The sequence below is a fragment of the Neisseria sp. HMSC066H01 genome (genome assembly GCF_001837375.1).
Lineage (GTDB): Bacteria > Pseudomonadota > Gammaproteobacteria > Burkholderiales > Neisseriaceae > Neisseria.
Genome location: NZ_KV832189.1, coordinates 78,154 through 93,356 on the forward strand (window position 1 = coordinate 78,154; position 15,203 = coordinate 93,356).

The 15,203-nt window shown below is 51.5% G+C and carries 16 protein-coding genes and 1 other RNA gene; 4 read left to right on the top strand and 13 right to left on the bottom strand.

Annotation, left to right across the window (positions count from 1 at the left end; translation table 11 throughout):
- The first annotated feature begins 38 nt into the window (after nt 1-38).
- From HMPREF2551_RS00575 to rarD, 4 genes are all read left to right on the top strand, one after another.
- On the top strand, nt 39-1,991 hold the full coding sequence (locus HMPREF2551_RS00575; protein ID WP_070836766.1) for a cytochrome c biogenesis protein ResB: 1,953 nt from the start codon (nt 39-41) through the stop codon (nt 1,989-1,991).
- Nucleotides 1,984-3,171, top strand: coding sequence for a c-type cytochrome biogenesis protein CcsB (gene ccsB / locus HMPREF2551_RS00580; RefSeq protein WP_070836767.1), 1,188 nt, complete (start codon nt 1,984-1,986; stop codon nt 3,169-3,171). The genes HMPREF2551_RS00575 and ccsB overlap by 8 nt, the downstream gene beginning before the upstream one ends.
- Nucleotides 3,172-3,270: 99 nt before the next feature.
- On the top strand, nt 3,271-4,341 hold the full coding sequence (tsaD, locus tag HMPREF2551_RS00585) for a tRNA (adenosine(37)-N6)-threonylcarbamoyltransferase complex transferase subunit TsaD (protein WP_070836768.1): 1,071 nt from the start codon (nt 3,271-3,273) through the stop codon (nt 4,339-4,341).
- 176 nt (nt 4,342-4,517) lie between these two features.
- Entirely contained in the window at nt 4,518-5,423 is a 906-nt protein-coding gene (gene rarD / locus HMPREF2551_RS00590; RefSeq protein WP_070836769.1) for an EamA family transporter RarD, read from the top strand.
- 89 nt (nt 5,424-5,512) lie between these two features.
- Here rarD and murU read toward each other — a convergent pair whose 3' ends face one another.
- The 13 genes from murU to HMPREF2551_RS00655 form a co-directional block, all read right to left on the bottom strand.
- A complete protein-coding gene (murU, locus tag HMPREF2551_RS00595; protein ID WP_070836770.1) occupies nt 5,513-6,208 on the bottom strand; it encodes an N-acetylmuramate alpha-1-phosphate uridylyltransferase MurU in 696 nt (231 codons plus the stop codon).
- Nucleotides 6,209-6,295: 87 nt separating this feature from the next.
- Nucleotides 6,296-6,796, bottom strand: coding sequence for a 4-hydroxyphenylacetate 3-monooxygenase, reductase component (gene hpaC, locus HMPREF2551_RS00600; RefSeq protein WP_049322621.1), 501 nt, complete (start codon nt 6,794-6,796; stop codon nt 6,296-6,298).
- 10 nt (nt 6,797-6,806) lie between these two features.
- Nucleotides 6,807-7,244 carry a homoprotocatechuate degradation operon regulator HpaR gene (gene hpaR, locus HMPREF2551_RS00605; protein WP_003681518.1) on the bottom strand — a complete coding sequence of 146 codons (438 nt, stop codon included), beginning with the start codon at nt 7,242-7,244 and terminating at the stop codon, nt 6,807-6,809.
- 340 nt (nt 7,245-7,584) lie between these two features.
- Nucleotides 7,585-8,094: a protein disulfide oxidoreductase gene (locus HMPREF2551_RS00610; protein WP_070836771.1), complete on the bottom strand. Its 510-nt coding sequence runs from the start codon at nt 8,092-8,094 to the stop codon at nt 7,585-7,587.
- A gap of 93 nt (nt 8,095-8,187) precedes the next feature.
- A complete protein-coding gene (rpsI, locus tag HMPREF2551_RS00615; protein WP_003681515.1) occupies nt 8,188-8,580 on the bottom strand; it encodes a 30S ribosomal protein S9 in 393 nt (130 codons plus the stop codon).
- Nucleotides 8,581-8,592: 12 nt separating this feature from the next.
- Nucleotides 8,593-9,024 carry a 50S ribosomal protein L13 gene (gene rplM / locus HMPREF2551_RS00620; protein ID WP_003684605.1) on the bottom strand — a complete coding sequence of 144 codons (432 nt, stop codon included), beginning with the start codon at nt 9,022-9,024 and terminating at the stop codon, nt 8,593-8,595.
- 178 nt (nt 9,025-9,202) lie between these two features.
- Nucleotides 9,203-9,383, bottom strand: a non-coding RNA gene (gene ssrS / locus HMPREF2551_RS00625) — 6S RNA.
- A gap of 7 nt (nt 9,384-9,390) precedes the next feature.
- A complete protein-coding gene (zapA, locus tag HMPREF2551_RS00630) occupies nt 9,391-9,693 on the bottom strand; it encodes a cell division protein ZapA (protein ID WP_070584685.1) in 303 nt (100 codons plus the stop codon).
- 11 nt (nt 9,694-9,704) lie between these two features.
- Nucleotides 9,705-10,028 carry a hypothetical protein gene (locus tag HMPREF2551_RS00635; RefSeq protein ID WP_036492772.1) on the bottom strand — a complete coding sequence of 108 codons (324 nt, stop codon included), beginning with the start codon at nt 10,026-10,028 and terminating at the stop codon, nt 9,705-9,707.
- Between the two features lie 74 nt (nt 10,029-10,102).
- Nucleotides 10,103-11,092, bottom strand: a complete 990-nt coding sequence (locus HMPREF2551_RS00640) for an NAD(P)H-dependent glycerol-3-phosphate dehydrogenase (RefSeq protein ID WP_003749007.1) — start codon at nt 11,090-11,092, stop codon at nt 10,103-10,105.
- A gap of 135 nt (nt 11,093-11,227) precedes the next feature.
- Entirely contained in the window at nt 11,228-13,387 is a 2,160-nt protein-coding gene (locus HMPREF2551_RS00645; RefSeq protein ID WP_036492774.1) for a polysaccharide biosynthesis tyrosine autokinase, read from the bottom strand.
- Nucleotides 13,388-13,413: 26 nt separating this feature from the next.
- On the bottom strand, nt 13,414-13,863 hold the full coding sequence (locus HMPREF2551_RS00650; RefSeq protein WP_004520878.1) for a low molecular weight protein-tyrosine-phosphatase: 450 nt from the start codon (nt 13,861-13,863) through the stop codon (nt 13,414-13,416).
- A gap of 169 nt (nt 13,864-14,032) precedes the next feature.
- Entirely contained in the window at nt 14,033-15,160 is a 1,128-nt protein-coding gene (locus HMPREF2551_RS00655) for a polysaccharide export protein (protein ID WP_070836772.1), read from the bottom strand.
- Nucleotides 15,161-15,203 lie beyond the last annotated feature (43 nt).

Genomic DNA, 15,203 nt, shown 5'->3' on the forward strand with positions numbered 1-15,203 from the left:
CACTCATCCGCAGACCGTGGTTTGCCTTTTTCAGCTCCATGCGTTTTGCCGTCGCCCTGCTCAGCCTGTTGGGCGTGGCTTCGATTATCGGTACGGTCTTGCAGCAAAACCAGCCACAAGTCGATTATTTGGTGAAATTCGGCCCGTTTTGGTCGCAGATTTTCGGCTTTTTGGGCCTGTACGACGTATACGCCTCGGCGTGGTTCGTTGTCATCATGATGTTTTTGGTGATTTCCACCGGATTGTGCCTGATTCGCAATGTTCCGCCGTTTTTACGCGAGATTCGTTCGTTCCGTGAAAACGCGAAGGAAAAGTCACTGGCGGCAATGCGTCATTCCATCGTTTTAGACGGACAGGTAACGCCCGAAGTTGCGCAACGTTATTTGGAAGTGCAGGGCTACGGCTGCAAAACCGTTACGCGTGAAGACGGTTCGGTTTTGGTGGCGGCGAAAAAAGGCGCGATGAACAAATGGGGCTATATCTTTGCCCATGCCGCGCTGATTGTGATTTGTTTGGGCGGTTTGATAGACAGCAATATCCTGCTGAAAATCGGTATGCTCACCGGCCGGGTTGTGCCGGACAATACGGCGGTTTACGCCAAAGACTTTAAGCCCGAAAGCGTGTTGGGGGCGTCCAATTTGTCGTTTAGGGGCAATGTCAATATTTCGGAAGGGCAGAGCGCGGACGTGGTATTCCTGAATGCGGATAACGGCATGCTCGTGCAAGACTTGCCGTTTTCCGTCAAATTGAAGAAATTCCATATCGACTTTTACGATACCGGTATGCCGCGCGATTTCGCCAGCGACTTGGAAGTCACGGACAAGGCAACCGGCAAAGTCAGCGAACACACCATCCGCGTCAACCATCCTTTGACGCTGCACGGTATTACGGTTTATCAGGCAAGTTTTGCCGACGGCGGCTCGGACTTGACGTTTAAAGCGTGGAATCTGGCCGATGCTGACCGCACTCCGGTCAAACTCAAAGCAACTTCCATGCGCGAGTTTCCGCTGGATTTGGGCAAGGCTTCTTATAAACTGGAATTCGACCAGTTTACTTCGATGAACGTCGAAGACATGAGCGAGCCGTCTGAAAAAGAGCAAAACCTGAAATCCACCCTTAATGATGTACGCTCCGTCCGTCAGGAAGACAAAAAATACACCAATATCGGCCCGTCTATCGTTTACCGTATCCGCGACAAAGCGGGGCAGGCGGTCGAATATAAAAACTATATGTTGCCGCTGAAACAAGATGAAGACTATTTCTTCATTACCGGCACACGCAGCGGCTTGGCGCAGCAATACCGCTGGTTGCGCATTCCGATGGATAAAAACGGTAAAATCGATACCTTTATGGCTTTGCGCCAATATTTGAAAGACGACGCGGCACGCCGTAAAACCGTTGCCAACGCCGTCAAAGGCGCACCCGCCGAAATCCGCGAGCAATTTATGGCGGCGGCGGAAAATACTTTGTCGATTTTTGCCAAAGGCGGCTATTTGGCTTTGGACAAATTTGTTACCACCAATATTCCCAAAGACCAGCAGGAAAAAATGCAGGGCTATTTCTACGAGATGCTCTATGGTGTGATGAACGCCGCTTTGGAAGACACGATCAGTACATACAACCTGCCGGCTTGGCCGCAAGACGAAAAGCGCAACCGCTTCCTGCTGCATGCAATGGATGCTTACACCGGTTTGACCGAGTATCCTGCGCCGATGTTGCTGCAATTGGACGGCTATTCCGAAGTGCGCTCTTCCGGATTGCAGATGACCCGTTCGCCGGGCGCATTCTTGGTGTATCTGGGTTCGGTATTGCTGGTGTTGGGTACGGTGTTTATGTTCTATATTCGTGAAAAACGCGCTTGGCTGCTGTTTTCAGACGGCCGTATCCGTTTTGCCATGTCTTCCAGCCGCAACGAACGCGACTTGCAGAAAGAATTTCCGCAACACACACGGCAATTGCAGCAGCTTGCCAAGGATTTGAACCATGAATAACAAACATCAGGCCTTGCCCGAGCATGAGCTTCTGACACACAAATCATTTATCCGAAACCTCAACCTCTTCGACTGGGCATTCGCACTGCTGATTGCCTTCGGTGCGTTTATTGCCCAAACCCAGGCCGGTCTGCACATGGACATCTACGAAATGGTGATTTTGTGGGTGAGTGCCGGTATTGCCGTTTTTCTGGGTTGGTTTTTTAAACCGATGCGCTGGTTTATCCCTGTGGGCGTGTGCCTGGCGTATTTGGCCGTTGATTTGTATGGCGGCGACATCAAACGCGCAGACGGCTTCCTGCTCAAATACCTGTTAAGCAGCCAGTCGGCGATTATGTGGCAATGCGCGTTTGTATTCTTTGCCTTGTTTGCCTATATCGTCGGCGCGATAGCGGCGGTGCGCAAGAATGTGCCGACCAATACGCTTTTGGGCATGGGGAGCGTGTTTGCGTGGGTTTCCGCGATGGCGGGCTTTGTCGGCCTGCTGGTACGCTGGCATGAAAGCTATCTGCTGCGTCCCGATGCCGGCCATATTCCGGTTTCCAACCTTTACGAAGTATTCATCTTGTTCTTGGTCATTACGGCGCTGATGTATCTCTATTACGAAGGCCGTTTTGCTGTACAAAAACTGGGTGGCTTTGTCTTCAGCTTTATGGCGGTCGTGGTCGGATTTGTCTTGTGGTACAGCGTTTCGCGCGAGGCGCATACCATTCAGCCGCTGATTCCTGCTTTGCAGTCTTGGTGGATGAAAATCCACGTTCCGGCCAACTTTATCGGCTACGGCGCATTCTGTATCGCCGCCATGCTGGGTATTGCCGAACTGTTGGCGCTCAGAAAAGAAGATGCGGGCAAAAAATCATGGCTGCCGCAATCTCAAGTTATTGAAGAAGTCATGTACAAAGCGATTGCCGTCGGTTTCCTGTTCTTCACCATTGCCACCATCCTCGGCGCATTGTGGGCGGCCGACGCGTGGGGCCGCTATTGGAGCTGGGACCCGAAAGAGACTTGGGCATTCATCGTTTGGCTGAATTACGCGATCTGGTTGCATTTGCGGCTGGTGGCAGGCTGGCGCGGCAAAGTGTTGGCTTGGTGGGCGGTCATCGGCCTGGTCATTACCGCCTTTGCCTTTATCGGCGTGAATATGTTTTTGAGCGGCCTGCATTCTTACGGCACTTTGTAAACCGCTTATTCCGCACTTTATTTCAGACGGCCTTTTTCCGTTTTCGGAGAAAACGCCGTCTGAATCGTTTTTAATCATTTTTTCAGACGGCCTCAAACCATGTTGGTATTAGGAATTGAATCATCTTGCGACGAAACCGGCGTTGCGCTCTACGACACCGAGCGCGGCCTGTTGGCGCATCATTTGCACACACAAATGGCGATGCACGCCGAATACGGCGGCGTTGTCCCCGAATTGGCCAGCCGCGACCATATCCGCCGTGTCGTGCCGTTGACGCAAGGTTGCTTGAAGGAAGCAGGTGTAGGCTATGCCGATATTGACGCGGTTGCCTTTACGCAAGGTCCGGGCTTGGGCGGCGCATTGCTGGCCGGTTCGGGCTTTGCCAATGCGTTGGCATTTGCCATCGGCAAGCCCGTTATCCCCGTCCACCATCTTGAAGGCCATTTGCTCTCGCCTTTGTTGGCAGACGACAAGCCTGAATTTCCATTTGTCGCTTTGCTGGTGTCGGGCGGACATACGCAATTTATGGCTGTACGCGGTATCGGCGATTACACCTTGCTGGGTGAAAGCGTGGATGATGCGGCAGGCGAGGCGTTCGACAAAACGGCCAAGCTGTTGGGTCTGCCTTATCCCGGCGGTGCCAAATTATCCGAGTTGGCCAAACTCGGCACGCCTGATGCCTTCACGTTCCCACGCCCCATGCTCCATTCGCACGATTTGCAGATGAGTTTTTCCGGTTTGAAAACCGCCGTTTTGACCGCTGTCGAAAAAGTCCGCGCCGAAACCGGCAGCGATGAAATTCCGGAACAAACACGCAACGACATTTGCCGCGCCTTCCAAGATGCGGTAGTCGATGTGTTGGCGGCCAAAGCCAAAAAAGCATTGTTGGATACCGGTTTCAGAACTTTGGTGGTTGCCGGCGGTGTGGGTGCAAACTGGAAACTGCGCGATGAATTTTCGCGCTTGACCGTCAAAATGCCGTCTGAAAAAGGCAAACCCAAGCCGAAGGAAGAAAAAATCAACGTTTATTTCCCACCGATGGCATATTGCACCGACAACGGCGCAATGATTGCCTTTGCCGGCGCGATGCGTCTTGCCGAGCGTCAGGCTGTCGGTGCATTCAATGTCAAGCCGCGCTGGCCGCTGTCGGATATTGTGAAGCAGGGTTGATGCATTAGACTGCTTCGATGTAATGAAAGGCCGTCTGAAAACCTGAAGACAGGGTTTTCAGACGGCCTTTAATGAAATAGATGTTTGCGGTAAAACTTCATTCAAAAAGATGAGTAATTTTTTCATCCGTTTTTTCTACAATATTAACTTTGATTGATTGCAAAAGGCCGTCTGAAATGACGAATTTATCCAAAGGTTTGCTGGCTGCGGTAGCGTCCAATTTGTTGTTTTCCATGCTATTTTTGTACGGCATGTGGATGAGGCCGATGACGGGGACGGAGGTGTTTGCCTGGCGCATGGTTGCCATGCTGTCGGCTTTGTGCGTGCTGATGACCATGGTCAACGGTTGGCAGGCGGCAATGCGTTTTGCTTATGGCGTCGGCCGGGATTGGAAACGGTGGCTGATGATTGTATTGCCGACGCCGATATTTGCCAGCCAGTTGTGGCTGTTTGTCTGGGGGCCGGTCAATGGAGAAGGGGTAAACATTGCCATGGGTTATTTCCTGTTTCCTTTGGCGATGATGCTGGGCGGACGGATTTGGTTTAAAGAGCGTTTGAACCGGTTGCAGAGGGTAGCGGTGATCTTGGCATGTGCAGGCGTGGCATGTGAATTGGTGCGGTCGGGCGCGGTTTCGTGGACGACTGTATGGGTGTTCGGTACTTATCCGTTTTATTATCTGCTGCGCCGCAAGCTGGGCGTGCCTTCCTTAATCGGGCTGACCTTTGATTTGATGATGATTACGCCGTTTGCGTTGGCATATATTGTGTTGGCAACGGATACGCCGGCGATGATTGCGGCCAAACCGGTTTTAATCTTTTTTATTGTGTTGCTGGGTTTTAATAGTGCAATATCCATGCATTTGAATTTGAAGGCGAATCAATTGTTGCCGGTGGCAGTGTTCGGCATGTTGAGCTATTTGGAGCCTGTATTGCTTTTTATTGTGTCGATTGTATGGCTGGACGAGCCGGTGCAAGGCGGCGCATTGATCGGCTACGGACTGATTTGGTCGGGATTGTGCGTGATGATTGCCAATGGCCTGTTGGGAATGAAGCAAGAAAAGAAATTGGCAAAGCTTGATTGATGGATTGAGACCGTCTGAAAATGATTTGATCAATGTTTTCAGACGGCCTTGAGTATTAAAAGGGGCGTATCGGATATGTCCCTTTTGTTTTACCAGCTTTGGGCGATACGGTCGGCTTCTTGCAGGCGTTCGACTGTGCCGACGTCCAACCAAAGGCCGTTGTGGTGTTCGCCGCTGATTTGGTTTTGGCTCATGGCTTGACGCAACAGAGGGGCAAGCTTGGCAGCCTGGTGCGCCGGTGTGTCTTTGAAAAGCGCGGGATGATAAACGCCCACGCCGCTGAAAGTAAGGGCTTGGCCGTCTGCGGATGAGGCGGATACCAGGCCGTCTGAAAGCAGCCCGAAGTCGCCTTCGGGATGGTGTGGCGGATTGTCCACCAGCCACAAATGGGCGAGAAGGTTGTGTTTCTGCATACGCTGGGCAGCCAGTCGTGCAGCTTGGAAATCAATGTTGGTCAATACATCGCCATTGACGACCAAAAACGGCTCGTTGCCCAAAAGCGGCAGGGCGGTGGCAATGCCTCCGGCAGTTTCCAGGCCTCCGGCGCGTTCGGGAGAATAGGCAATGTGTACGCCGTAGGCTGAACCGTCTTTCAATGTCTCTTCGATTTGCTGGCCAAGCCAGGCATGGTTGATGACGATTTCAGTGAACCCGGCCTGCCGCAAGCGGCGTAAGTGCCAGCCGATAAGCGGCGTACCTGCCACTTCGAGTAAAGGTTTGGGCGTGTGGTCGGTCAGCGGGCGCATGCGCTCGCCGCGACCGGCGGCCAATATCATTGCTTTCATGGGTGTGCCTATAATGTGTGAAACAGAAAAAGTCTCAGGCCGTCTGAAACATCGGTTTCATTTTTTCAGACGGCCTGAGACCTTTATTTATGCCAAAGATTTGAATTGCCTACGGAAATACAGCAATGCCGGCGCTTGCGCGTCAGTATTGCGGATTTCGTTGATCTGAACGAAAAAGACGTAATGCGTGCCGATTTCGCGTTGATCGACAATGCTGCCGTGCAGGTGCGCCAGCGCGCCTTCAACTTCGAGCTGTCCGGTTTGCCCCCTGTGCCAAATATGGTATTCGAAGCGTTCTTCGGGTGAGAGGTCGGTCAGTCCGGCAAAGTGTTCGGCAACATCCTGCTGGCTGTCGTTGAGCGTGTTGATGCACAAATCACGGTTGCCTTGCAGAATGGGGATGATGGCGGATTGGCGGTTGATGCACAGCATGACCGTCGGCGGCTCGTCGGTAACAGCAGTGACGGCAGTCATGGTAATGCCATAGCGCCCTGCTTCACCGTCTGTCGTGATAACGTGTACACCGGCGGCACAGGAGGCCATGGCATCTCGGAAGGATCTCTTGAGTGTGTGTGTTGAATCTGTCATCCGGCTCGCTTTATTTTAATGCCTGTTCGATTTTTGCCAGCTCTGCCAAGAGTTCTTTGAGTTGTGCCATTTTTTCTTTGGAAAGGACTTTTTCAATTGCGTCATAGCGCTCGTCAACCAATGCGCCGGTGGACTCATAGAGTTTCTCACCTTCGGGTGTCAGTTTCAGATAAACGCGGCGTTGGTCGTTGGAAGGCTTCAGGCGCACGGCCAGACCTGCTTTTTCCAGGCGGGTCAGAATGCCGGTCAGGCTGGGACGAAGGATGCAGGCCTGATTGGCCAAGTCTTGGAAGTCGAGTGTGCCGTTTTCCGCTAAGAGCCGGATGATACGCCATTGCTGGTCAGTAATATTGGCTTGGTTCAGAATAGGGCGGAATTGGGTCATCAATGCTTCCCTTGCCTGAATCAGGCCGATATTGATAGATGCATGTTTAGATTGGTTGGGCATTACTAAGTCTCCGGGGTTATCAAAAATCAAACCGTTGAAGCGTGAGGTAAATTAATAAAGGCGAATATTGCTGTTTTAAGGCTGCCGTCGGCAACCGGGTCTATGGGAACAAAAGCATCACGGCCACAATATTAGATGAAGATCTCTAACAGTTTGTTTTGATAATAATGTTTCCAATTGTTCTTATGGTTATATCTTAGTCTATTTTCTTTATAATCTCAACAAAATCATATGTTATCGGGAAAGAGATAGTTTATTTATTTATGAAGTGGAATAGGGTAAATATATTCGGCAGAGATGATTCTTTGGACTTTCTATTTTTAGTGGATTTTCAATGAATTTAGCCGAAGATGTCTGCTAAGTAAATTCTGATTTTTAAGCCGATGTAGCTGGAAAGTCCGGATGTGTGATGAATCATTTTTCCATCTTTTAATATGATAATGGTCGGTGTAACGGCGATATTCCATTTTTGGGCCATCAGGCCGTCTGAATCGTTGACGTTTGGAAAGGATAGATTGTTTTCTTGCATATGGCGGGTAATATCATTGTCGCTTCCGGAGCGCAAGGCTACGCCCAGAGTCGGAATACTGTCTTGATGCAGTTTTTCTATGGTCGGTGATGTGTATGAGCAAATACCGCACCAGCTACCCCAAAAGTAAACAACGGCAACACGGTTCTGGCTGAAGGATTGGAGGGAGGTGGTTTGTCCGTTGGTTAGCGTGAGGGTTTGCGCTGCTGATTGTAAGGGTTGGTCGGGTTTACGTACCCAGTCGACAATCAAGGAGAGAAAGATGAAAATAATTACGGCCTGAAGCAATGATTTGGCGTAGTGGAGCAGGGTTTTCGTCATGTATTGTGCCGTGAAAAAGATTGAATGATTGTTTGTTTGATAAATGAAAAAAGCCTTGCAGAGCAAGGCTTTTGATTCGATTCTGAAAACGTATTAACGTTTGGAGAATTGTTTTGCACGACGTGCTTTGCGCAAACCTGGTTTTTTACGTTCAACTTCACGAGCATCGCGAGTAACGAAGCCTGCTTGAGACAGAGCTGGTTTCAGGGCTGCGTCGAAGTCGATCAGGGCGCGGGTGATGCCGTGACGGATAGCGCCGGATTGACCGGTTTCGCCGCCACCGGTTACGTTAACTTTGATGTCGAAAGATTCGGCATTTTCAGTCAGAACCAGGGGTTGACGTACAACCATGCGGCTGGTTTCACGTGCGAAGAATTCGTCAACGGGACGGCCGTTTACGATGATTTGGCCGGTACCTTTAGTCAAGAATACACGAGCCACTGAACTTTTGCGGCGGCCTGTGCCGTAGTAGTATTTACCGTTCATGTCGTGTCCTTATTATTTCAGTTCCAAAACTTTAGGTTGTTGTGCAGCGTGGCCGTGTTCGGCACCGGCGTACACTTTCAGTTTTTTGATCATGGCGTAGCCCAGAGGACCTTTAGGCAACATGCCTTTTACGGCTTGTTCCAAAGCGCGGCCAGGGAATTGCTCTTGCATTTCGCGGAAAGTGCGCTCGTAGATGCCGCCTGGGAAACCAGAGTGACGGAAGTATTTTTTGTCTTCGAATTTAGCACCGGTCACGCGCAGTTTGTCTGCATTGATGACGATGATGTAGTCGCCGGTATCAACGTGAGGGGTGTATTCGGGTTTGTGTTTGCCGCGCAGACGGTGTGCGACTTCGGCTGCGACACGACCCAGAACTTTGTCTTCTGCGTCAATGACGAACCATTCGCGCTTCACCTCATGGGGTTTTGCAGAGAAGGTTTTCATGGTTGGAATCCAGATATATATAGAAAGTTATGGATTTTAAAGAGGAGATTGGTTTTTGTCAATCTTAATTGAGCGTGTTTGATGCATGAATATGCGGTTTTTTCAGACGGCCGGAAATCTTTACGAAAGTCTTTACTTAGAAAGGGGAAAGCCACACCTTTCGGTATGGCTTTTTTAGGGAATCCCCACGAGTGCCGTTTAGGCTGAATCCGCTTGAACCTTGCTGACAAGGCGGTCACCTCGGGTAGTTTCGGGTGCGTCCGGCAAACGGACACTCGCGCCCACTACAGCTCCCGGCAACCTAAAGCGAACGTATTGGTTCAAAGGAATATATGCCTTCGCGAACACCGCAGGGAAAAGGGGAAATTAGTTTTGCTCCAAGCGCGCCAGTGCTTTTTGGCACGCGTTGTTCATGTCGGTTATTTTACGCTCAAATTCACCGATTGCCAAATCGTCGTTGAGGGTGGTTTTCAAGAGGTCGTGTACGACGTTGAGGGCTGCCATGACGACGATTTTGTCCGTGCCGACGATGCGGCCGCTTTCTTTAATCGCGTCGCTTTTTTTGTTGAGCATTTCAACGGCTTGCAGGAGGGTGGTTTTTTCTTCACTCGGCGTGTTGATGGTGAAGTTGACATTCATGATGTCGAGATTGACTTGTTCGATACTCACGGGGCGTCCTTTTATTGTTGTGTTTCTTGGGGCAGTCGGGCAATGAGGCTGCGGATTTGGTCTGCGCTTTGGGCCAGTGCGTTGCGGTAGTTTTCTTTTTCGACGGTCAGGCTGTCAATTTTGCTTTGCAGGTCTTCTTTGAGTTTGCCGACTTGAACCAGCAAGGCTTCGCTGAGTTCGTCAATGGCCGCGTCGTGTTGGCGTTTTTGTTGCTCTTGCTCGAGTTTGAGTCTGTCGATTTCTTCGTTGAGACGGCGGTTTTCTGAAACCAGTGTTTCAAATTTTTGGACAAGTTGGTAAACGTTGATTTCCAGATTGTTCAGTGATTGGTTCATGTGTTTCCCTTCAGACGGCCTGATGGCCGTCATATTGTGCGTCAGGCCGTCTGAATGGCAGACGGCGCGACCGTTTATTCGAAGCGCGCGCTTCGTTCCATCAGTCGTTCAACGACTTGCTGCGGGGTCATTTCTTTGCGGATGAGTTGCAGCAGGGTTTGGGTGATGGGCATATCGATTTGGTATTTGGCGGCGGTATTGAAGACTTCTTCGATGGTGCTAACGCCTTCGGAAACGTGGCCGATTTCGACAAGCACTTGATGCAATTCTTTGCCTTCTGCGAGGCCGAGGCCGACGCGGCGGTTGCGCGAGAGTGCGCCGGTACAGGTCAGGATAAGGTCGCCGATGCCGGCCAAACCCATCATGGTTTTGGGTTGCGCGCCCATGGCGATGGCAAGGCGGGTGATTTCGGCAAGGCCGCGCGTTACTAGGGCTGCGCGTGCATTGAGGCCGTATTCGAGGCCGTCTGAAAGGCCGGTGGCAATCGCCATGACGTTTTTAACGGCACCGCCTACGGCAACGCCGATGACGTCGGTGCTGCCGTACAGGCGCATTACGTTGGTGTTCAGTTGGGCGGTGGTTTCTTCCACCCATTCTTTGTTTTCGGAGGCAAGTACGACGGCGCAAGGCAGTTGAGCGGCCAGTTCTTGGGCAAAGCTCGGGCCTGAGAGAACGCCGATTTTTTTATTGTTTGGCAGGACTTCTTTCAGTACTTGGAAAGTCAAAAGACCGGTATCTTGTTCAAAACCTTTGCAGGCGGCGAGAACGGGAATGTCGGCGGCGTTATGTTGTTTGAGCAGCTCGGCGCTGCTTCTGAGGCCGGCTACGGAGGTAACGATCAGGGCAAGTTGGCTGTCTTTCAGCGCTTCGCCTAAATCGGCATAAACGGTCAGGGACTCAGGGAAAGGGAAGCCGGGCAGGCCACGTTTGTTTTCGCGGTCTGCTTGCAGGGTGCGGATTTGGTCGGGATTGCGTGTCCAAAGGGCGACTTCATTGTTGTGGTGCGCAAAGTGCAACGCGAGAGCTGTACCCCACGAACCTGCGCCGATGACGGTAATTTTCATGTTTCTCTTCCATATGGGAACGGGGCTTACTTTAAAACAAACGGCTTTGGGGTGCAAGGGCGGCGTTTGTGAAAAACATTTTGTGCCGTTTAAAAAGCCTCAGGCCGTCTGAAAGTTCAGACGGCCTGCTTCGGTTTATGATTTATTGTTGCCGGAATGGTAGGCATCGTAGGCGTAGTAGTCGTAGCTGTTGTTGGCTTCGCGCTTCATGCCGTTGAGGACGACACCTTTGATGTTGATGTGGTTTTGTTTGAGGCGTTCGACGCTGGCCTCAAGCTCTCGTGCACGCGTGTGTGCATAACGGCTGATCATCAGGACGGTGCCTGCATGTTGGCCGATGATGACGGCGTCGGTCACGGCCAATACGGGCGGCGTATCCAAGATGACGTAATCGTAGCGTTGGCGCGCGTGGGCGAGCAACTCGTTGAAGCGGTTGTCCATCAAAAGTTCGGATGGATTGCTGGGATAGCTGCCGCTGCTGATGAGGTGGAGGTTTTCAATGCCGGTCTCTTGTACGGCTTTGGCTGGAGCCGCCTTGCCGCTTAGGATGTCGGACAAGCCGAACTCGGGGGTAAGGCCGAAGAGTCGGTCAAGATAGCCTTTGCGCATATCGGTATCGATAAGCAGAACGCGTTTGCCCGATTGCGCCATTACGGCGGCGAGGTTGGCGGAGATAAAGGATTTACCTGCTTCAGGTGCGGCACCGGTAATCATGAGGACGTTGTTAGGCGCGTCCAGCATGGAGAAGTAGATATTGGTGCGCAGGGCGCGGATGGCTTCGACGGCCGTGTCGGTACGGTCTTCGCTGGCCAGCAGATAGTTGGAACGGCCGCCGGTTTTTTTGAATTTGTTTTTGAAGAAGTCACGTTTTTGCTGGGTTTTGGAGTGCGGAACAAGAGCGACGACTTCTAAGTTGAGGTTTTCGATTTCTTCGGATGAAGTAATGCCGTTTTTCATGCGGTTGCGGATCATCAGCCACAAAGCGGTCAACGAGCCTGCGGCAAGTGCGCTCAGGAGCGTGATGACGGCTTTGCGCGGTGCAACCGGATTTTCAGGGACGTAAGCATAATCGACGATGCGGACATTGCCTTGCGCACTGGCTTTCATGATGTTGAGCTCTTGTTGTTTGCTCAACAGTTGGACGTAGGTTGCTTGGTTGGTTTCTACGTCGCGGGTCAGGCGGATGACTTCTTGTTGGGTATTGGGCAATTCGGCGATTTGTTGGTTGATTTTGTTTTTAGCGCGCTCGAGGACGGAGAGTTTGTCCAATACGGCTTTATAGGAAGGGTGTTCCGGTGTGTACAGCTCGGCCAAACCTGCTTCTTCGGTTTTGAGCAGGGTAATTTGGGTTTCGATGCCGGTCAGGCTTTCCAATGCGCCTTTGGACTCAAGCGGGATGTCGAGGGAGCCTGATTGTTGGCGGTAGGCATTGAGTTTGTTTTCAGCGTCCTGCAAGGTTTCTTTCAAGCGCGGCAATTCTTCGCTGATGAAAGCCAAGCCGCTGGATGCGACTTGGACGTCGCGTTCGCGGTTTTGCGCAACATAGTTGTCGGCAATGCTGTTGAGGATGACGCTGGTGCGTTTAGGGTCGGTGCCGGTAAAGGTAAGGTTGATGATGGGGCTGGTTTTACCTTTGCTGATGACCGCCAGTTTGCTTTGGATGTTTTCAATGGCGCTGATGCGTGAGAATTTAGTCAACGCAAACTCTTGACCCGGATCGGCCAGGATTTGATCGATTTTGAGGATGGTTTGGTTGTTGATTTTCAGAGGCACGCCGACCTTGCCTTCGACGACGTGTTTGTCGGGAAGGGTGAGGGTATAGGCTTTGTTGTTTTTGACGGTCAGCGTGAAGGTTTTGTTGAACCATTCTTCTTGTACGGTAAAGTTGCCGACGGTCAGTTTGGGATCGGGGTTGCCGCTGAGATTGTGCATCAGGCTGCCGATAACGGGCGTGTATTTGGCTTTGACTTCTTGGTCGAGTTGGAGGTCGTCAACGGTTTTACCCAGCACCAGGCGTGATTGAACCAGCTCGACTTCTGCTTCAGACGGCGTGGTTTGGTTGTTGAAGATGCTGTTGATTTCGGTCAGGATTTGGTTTTGCCGCGTTTCAATTTCTAACATGGCGTCGGCGCGGTATTGCGGGGTGGATGCCAGGCTGAAGGCCGCGCCGAGTATGCCGCCTGCAAGCAGGGCGGCGAGGATTTTGTATTTGTGCATCCAAATGACGCGGAGCTGTTGGCCGAAGTCGATTTCGTCGTTGTCTGCGCTATAAGGTGTGTAGGTCGTTTTTTTCATTGCTTGCTTTCTTGTTCATGCCGGTTTTATACCGGTTGAGTTTTTCCGTTTAGTTTGGTTTTCCAAGTGTCTGCGGCAGCATTGAGCTGTTCGAAAACGGCTTCAAACATTTCGCTGCTTTGTTTGTATGGGTCAGGTACGGTTTTCTTCGGCAACCATTGTGCAAACAGCATGGTTTTGCTGCGTGCCGGCGGATGGATGTCGGCCACCATGTCGATTTGACAGGGCTCCATGACGAGAATCAAATCGGCCTGTTCGCACATTTGGGCGGTCAGTTGGCGTGCCGTATGGCCTGCAACGATAACGCCGTGTTTGAGTGCGGTTTTGATGGCTTGGAAATCGGCATCCTTACCTGCCAGTGCTTTTATGCCGGCGCTGCTGATGCGGTGGCCGGGTAGTTTTTTCTGCATAATCCGCTCTGCGGTGGGGGAGCGGCAGATGTTGCCTAGGCAGACGATGAGTATGTTGTGGTACATGATATTGTTTCGGTTTATGGTCTGAAAAAAGCGTGAGTCAGACTATAAGGTACTGCTTTTCCGTTTGTGCGGTGTGTACGGCTTTTATATGCCGTTTATGTAATTTGGTCGGATTGTGCGTGATTTTGTATCCTGCTGTCAAACAAGGTTCGACAGCAGGAACCACTGCTTATTTAAACGTATTGTCGAGGGTGTTGACGTTGCTGATGGAGTTGGTAATTTGTGACATTACGCGGTTCCAGCGGGTAACCGGGGCGGAGGTAACGTAAACGGTGTCTTCGGAACGCAGTTTGAATTCGCTGCCCAGCGCGTAAGAGGTCGCATCTTTCAGGTTGAGCTGGTAGATGTGGATAGGTTTGGCCGCATCTTCAGGTACGCGGCGGATTACGAATACGCCGGTTGCATCCGCATAGGCTTGGTTCATGCCGCCCACTTCGCCGAGTGCTTGGGTCAGGTTGAGGCCGTGGTTGCCGATCGGTAGGGTCGCTTGTTTGCCGACTTCGCCCATGATGTAGATTTTGTTGTTGCTGCTGTTAGGAACGTAAACGATGTCGCCATGGCTGAGGAGGTGGTTTTGCGACATATCGCCGTATTGCAGCATGTTTTGCAGGGAAATGGTGCGGTCAACGCCGTTGTGCGTCCATTTGATGTGCTGGGTGTCGGCGCTTTGGGTAACGCCGCCGGCTTGGTTGATGGCATCCAAAATGGTCATCGGGATATTGGTAATCGGCAATTGGCCGGCTTGGTTGATGGCGCCGGAAACGGAAACGCGTTGCGAGCGGAACTCGGTAACGTTGATGGCGACTTGAGGGTTTTTGATGTAGCGTCTTAAAAGGTTGGTCAGGATGTTTTGCAATTCGTCCAAAGTTTTGCCTTTGGCTTGGATTTTGCCTGCCAACGGGTAAGTAATGTAACCGCCCTCATCCACCCAGGCACCGCGGCTGACTTGGTTGGTTTGCGGGTTGCTTTGTTGGATGGGGGAGTTGAGGTCGGAATGCGCCCAAACCATGATGTTGAGGACGTCGCCGCTGCCGATGCGGTAGCGGTAAGCGCTTTTGCTTTGTTCCAAGCCTTGGTTGGCTTGGGAAAGTACGGGCGGCGTACGCATTTTTTCAATCAGGTTGGGCGTGATGGGGTAAACGGCAACGCGGCTATCGAGGTTGGTATCGGCTGCGGTGTCGTTGTCGGTGTAAACAATAGTTTTGGTTCGGGTTTTGATGGTCGAACCGGGAATGACTGTCGTGCTGTTACAGGCAGCCAGTGCAAATAGAGTAAGCAGGGAGAGCGTTTTTTTCATGTAGTAGTCCTTGCAGTATGGTGTCCGGGCCGTCTGAAAATGT

Excerpts from the sequence above, each read along its gene's own strand:
- rarD (WP_070836769.1), top strand. The coding sequence starts at position 4,518 with ATGACGAATTTATCCAAAGGTTTGCTGGCTGCGGTAGCGTCCAATTTG.
- tsaD (WP_070836768.1), top strand. The coding sequence starts at position 3,271 with ATGTTGGTATTAGGAATTGAATCATCTTGCGACGAAACCGGCGTTGCG.
- HMPREF2551_RS00655 (WP_070836772.1), bottom strand. The coding sequence starts at position 15,160 with ATGAAAAAAACGCTCTCCCTGCTTACTCTATTTGCACTGGCTGCCTGT.
- HMPREF2551_RS00635 (WP_036492772.1), bottom strand. The coding sequence starts at position 10,028 with ATGAACCAATCACTGAACAATCTGGAAATCAACGTTTACCAACTTGTC.
- hpaR (WP_003681518.1), bottom strand. The coding sequence starts at position 7,244 with ATGCCCAACCAATCTAAACATGCATCTATCAATATCGGCCTGATTCAG.
- rpsI (WP_003681515.1), bottom strand. The coding sequence starts at position 8,580 with ATGAACGGTAAATACTACTACGGCACAGGCCGCCGCAAAAGTTCAGTG.
- HMPREF2551_RS00610 (WP_070836771.1), bottom strand. The coding sequence starts at position 8,094 with ATGACGAAAACCCTGCTCCACTACGCCAAATCATTGCTTCAGGCCGTA.
- HMPREF2551_RS00575 (WP_070836766.1), top strand. The coding sequence starts at position 39 with ATGCGTTTTGCCGTCGCCCTGCTCAGCCTGTTGGGCGTGGCTTCGATT.
- murU (WP_070836770.1), bottom strand. The coding sequence starts at position 6,208 with ATGAAAGCAATGATATTGGCCGCCGGTCGCGGCGAGCGCATGCGCCCG.
- HMPREF2551_RS00650 (WP_004520878.1), bottom strand. The coding sequence starts at position 13,863 with ATGTACCACAACATACTCATCGTCTGCCTAGGCAACATCTGCCGCTCC.
- hpaC (WP_049322621.1), bottom strand. The coding sequence starts at position 6,796 with ATGACAGATTCAACACACACACTCAAGAGATCCTTCCGAGATGCCATG.
- rplM (WP_003684605.1), bottom strand. The coding sequence starts at position 9,024 with ATGAAAACCTTCTCTGCAAAACCCCATGAGGTGAAGCGCGAATGGTTC.
- HMPREF2551_RS00640 (WP_003749007.1), bottom strand. The coding sequence starts at position 11,092 with ATGAAAATTACCGTCATCGGCGCAGGTTCGTGGGGTACAGCTCTCGCG.
- ccsB (WP_070836767.1), top strand. The coding sequence starts at position 1,984 with ATGAATAACAAACATCAGGCCTTGCCCGAGCATGAGCTTCTGACACAC.
- HMPREF2551_RS00645 (WP_036492774.1), bottom strand. The coding sequence starts at position 13,387 with ATGAAAAAAACGACCTACACACCTTATAGCGCAGACAACGACGAAATC.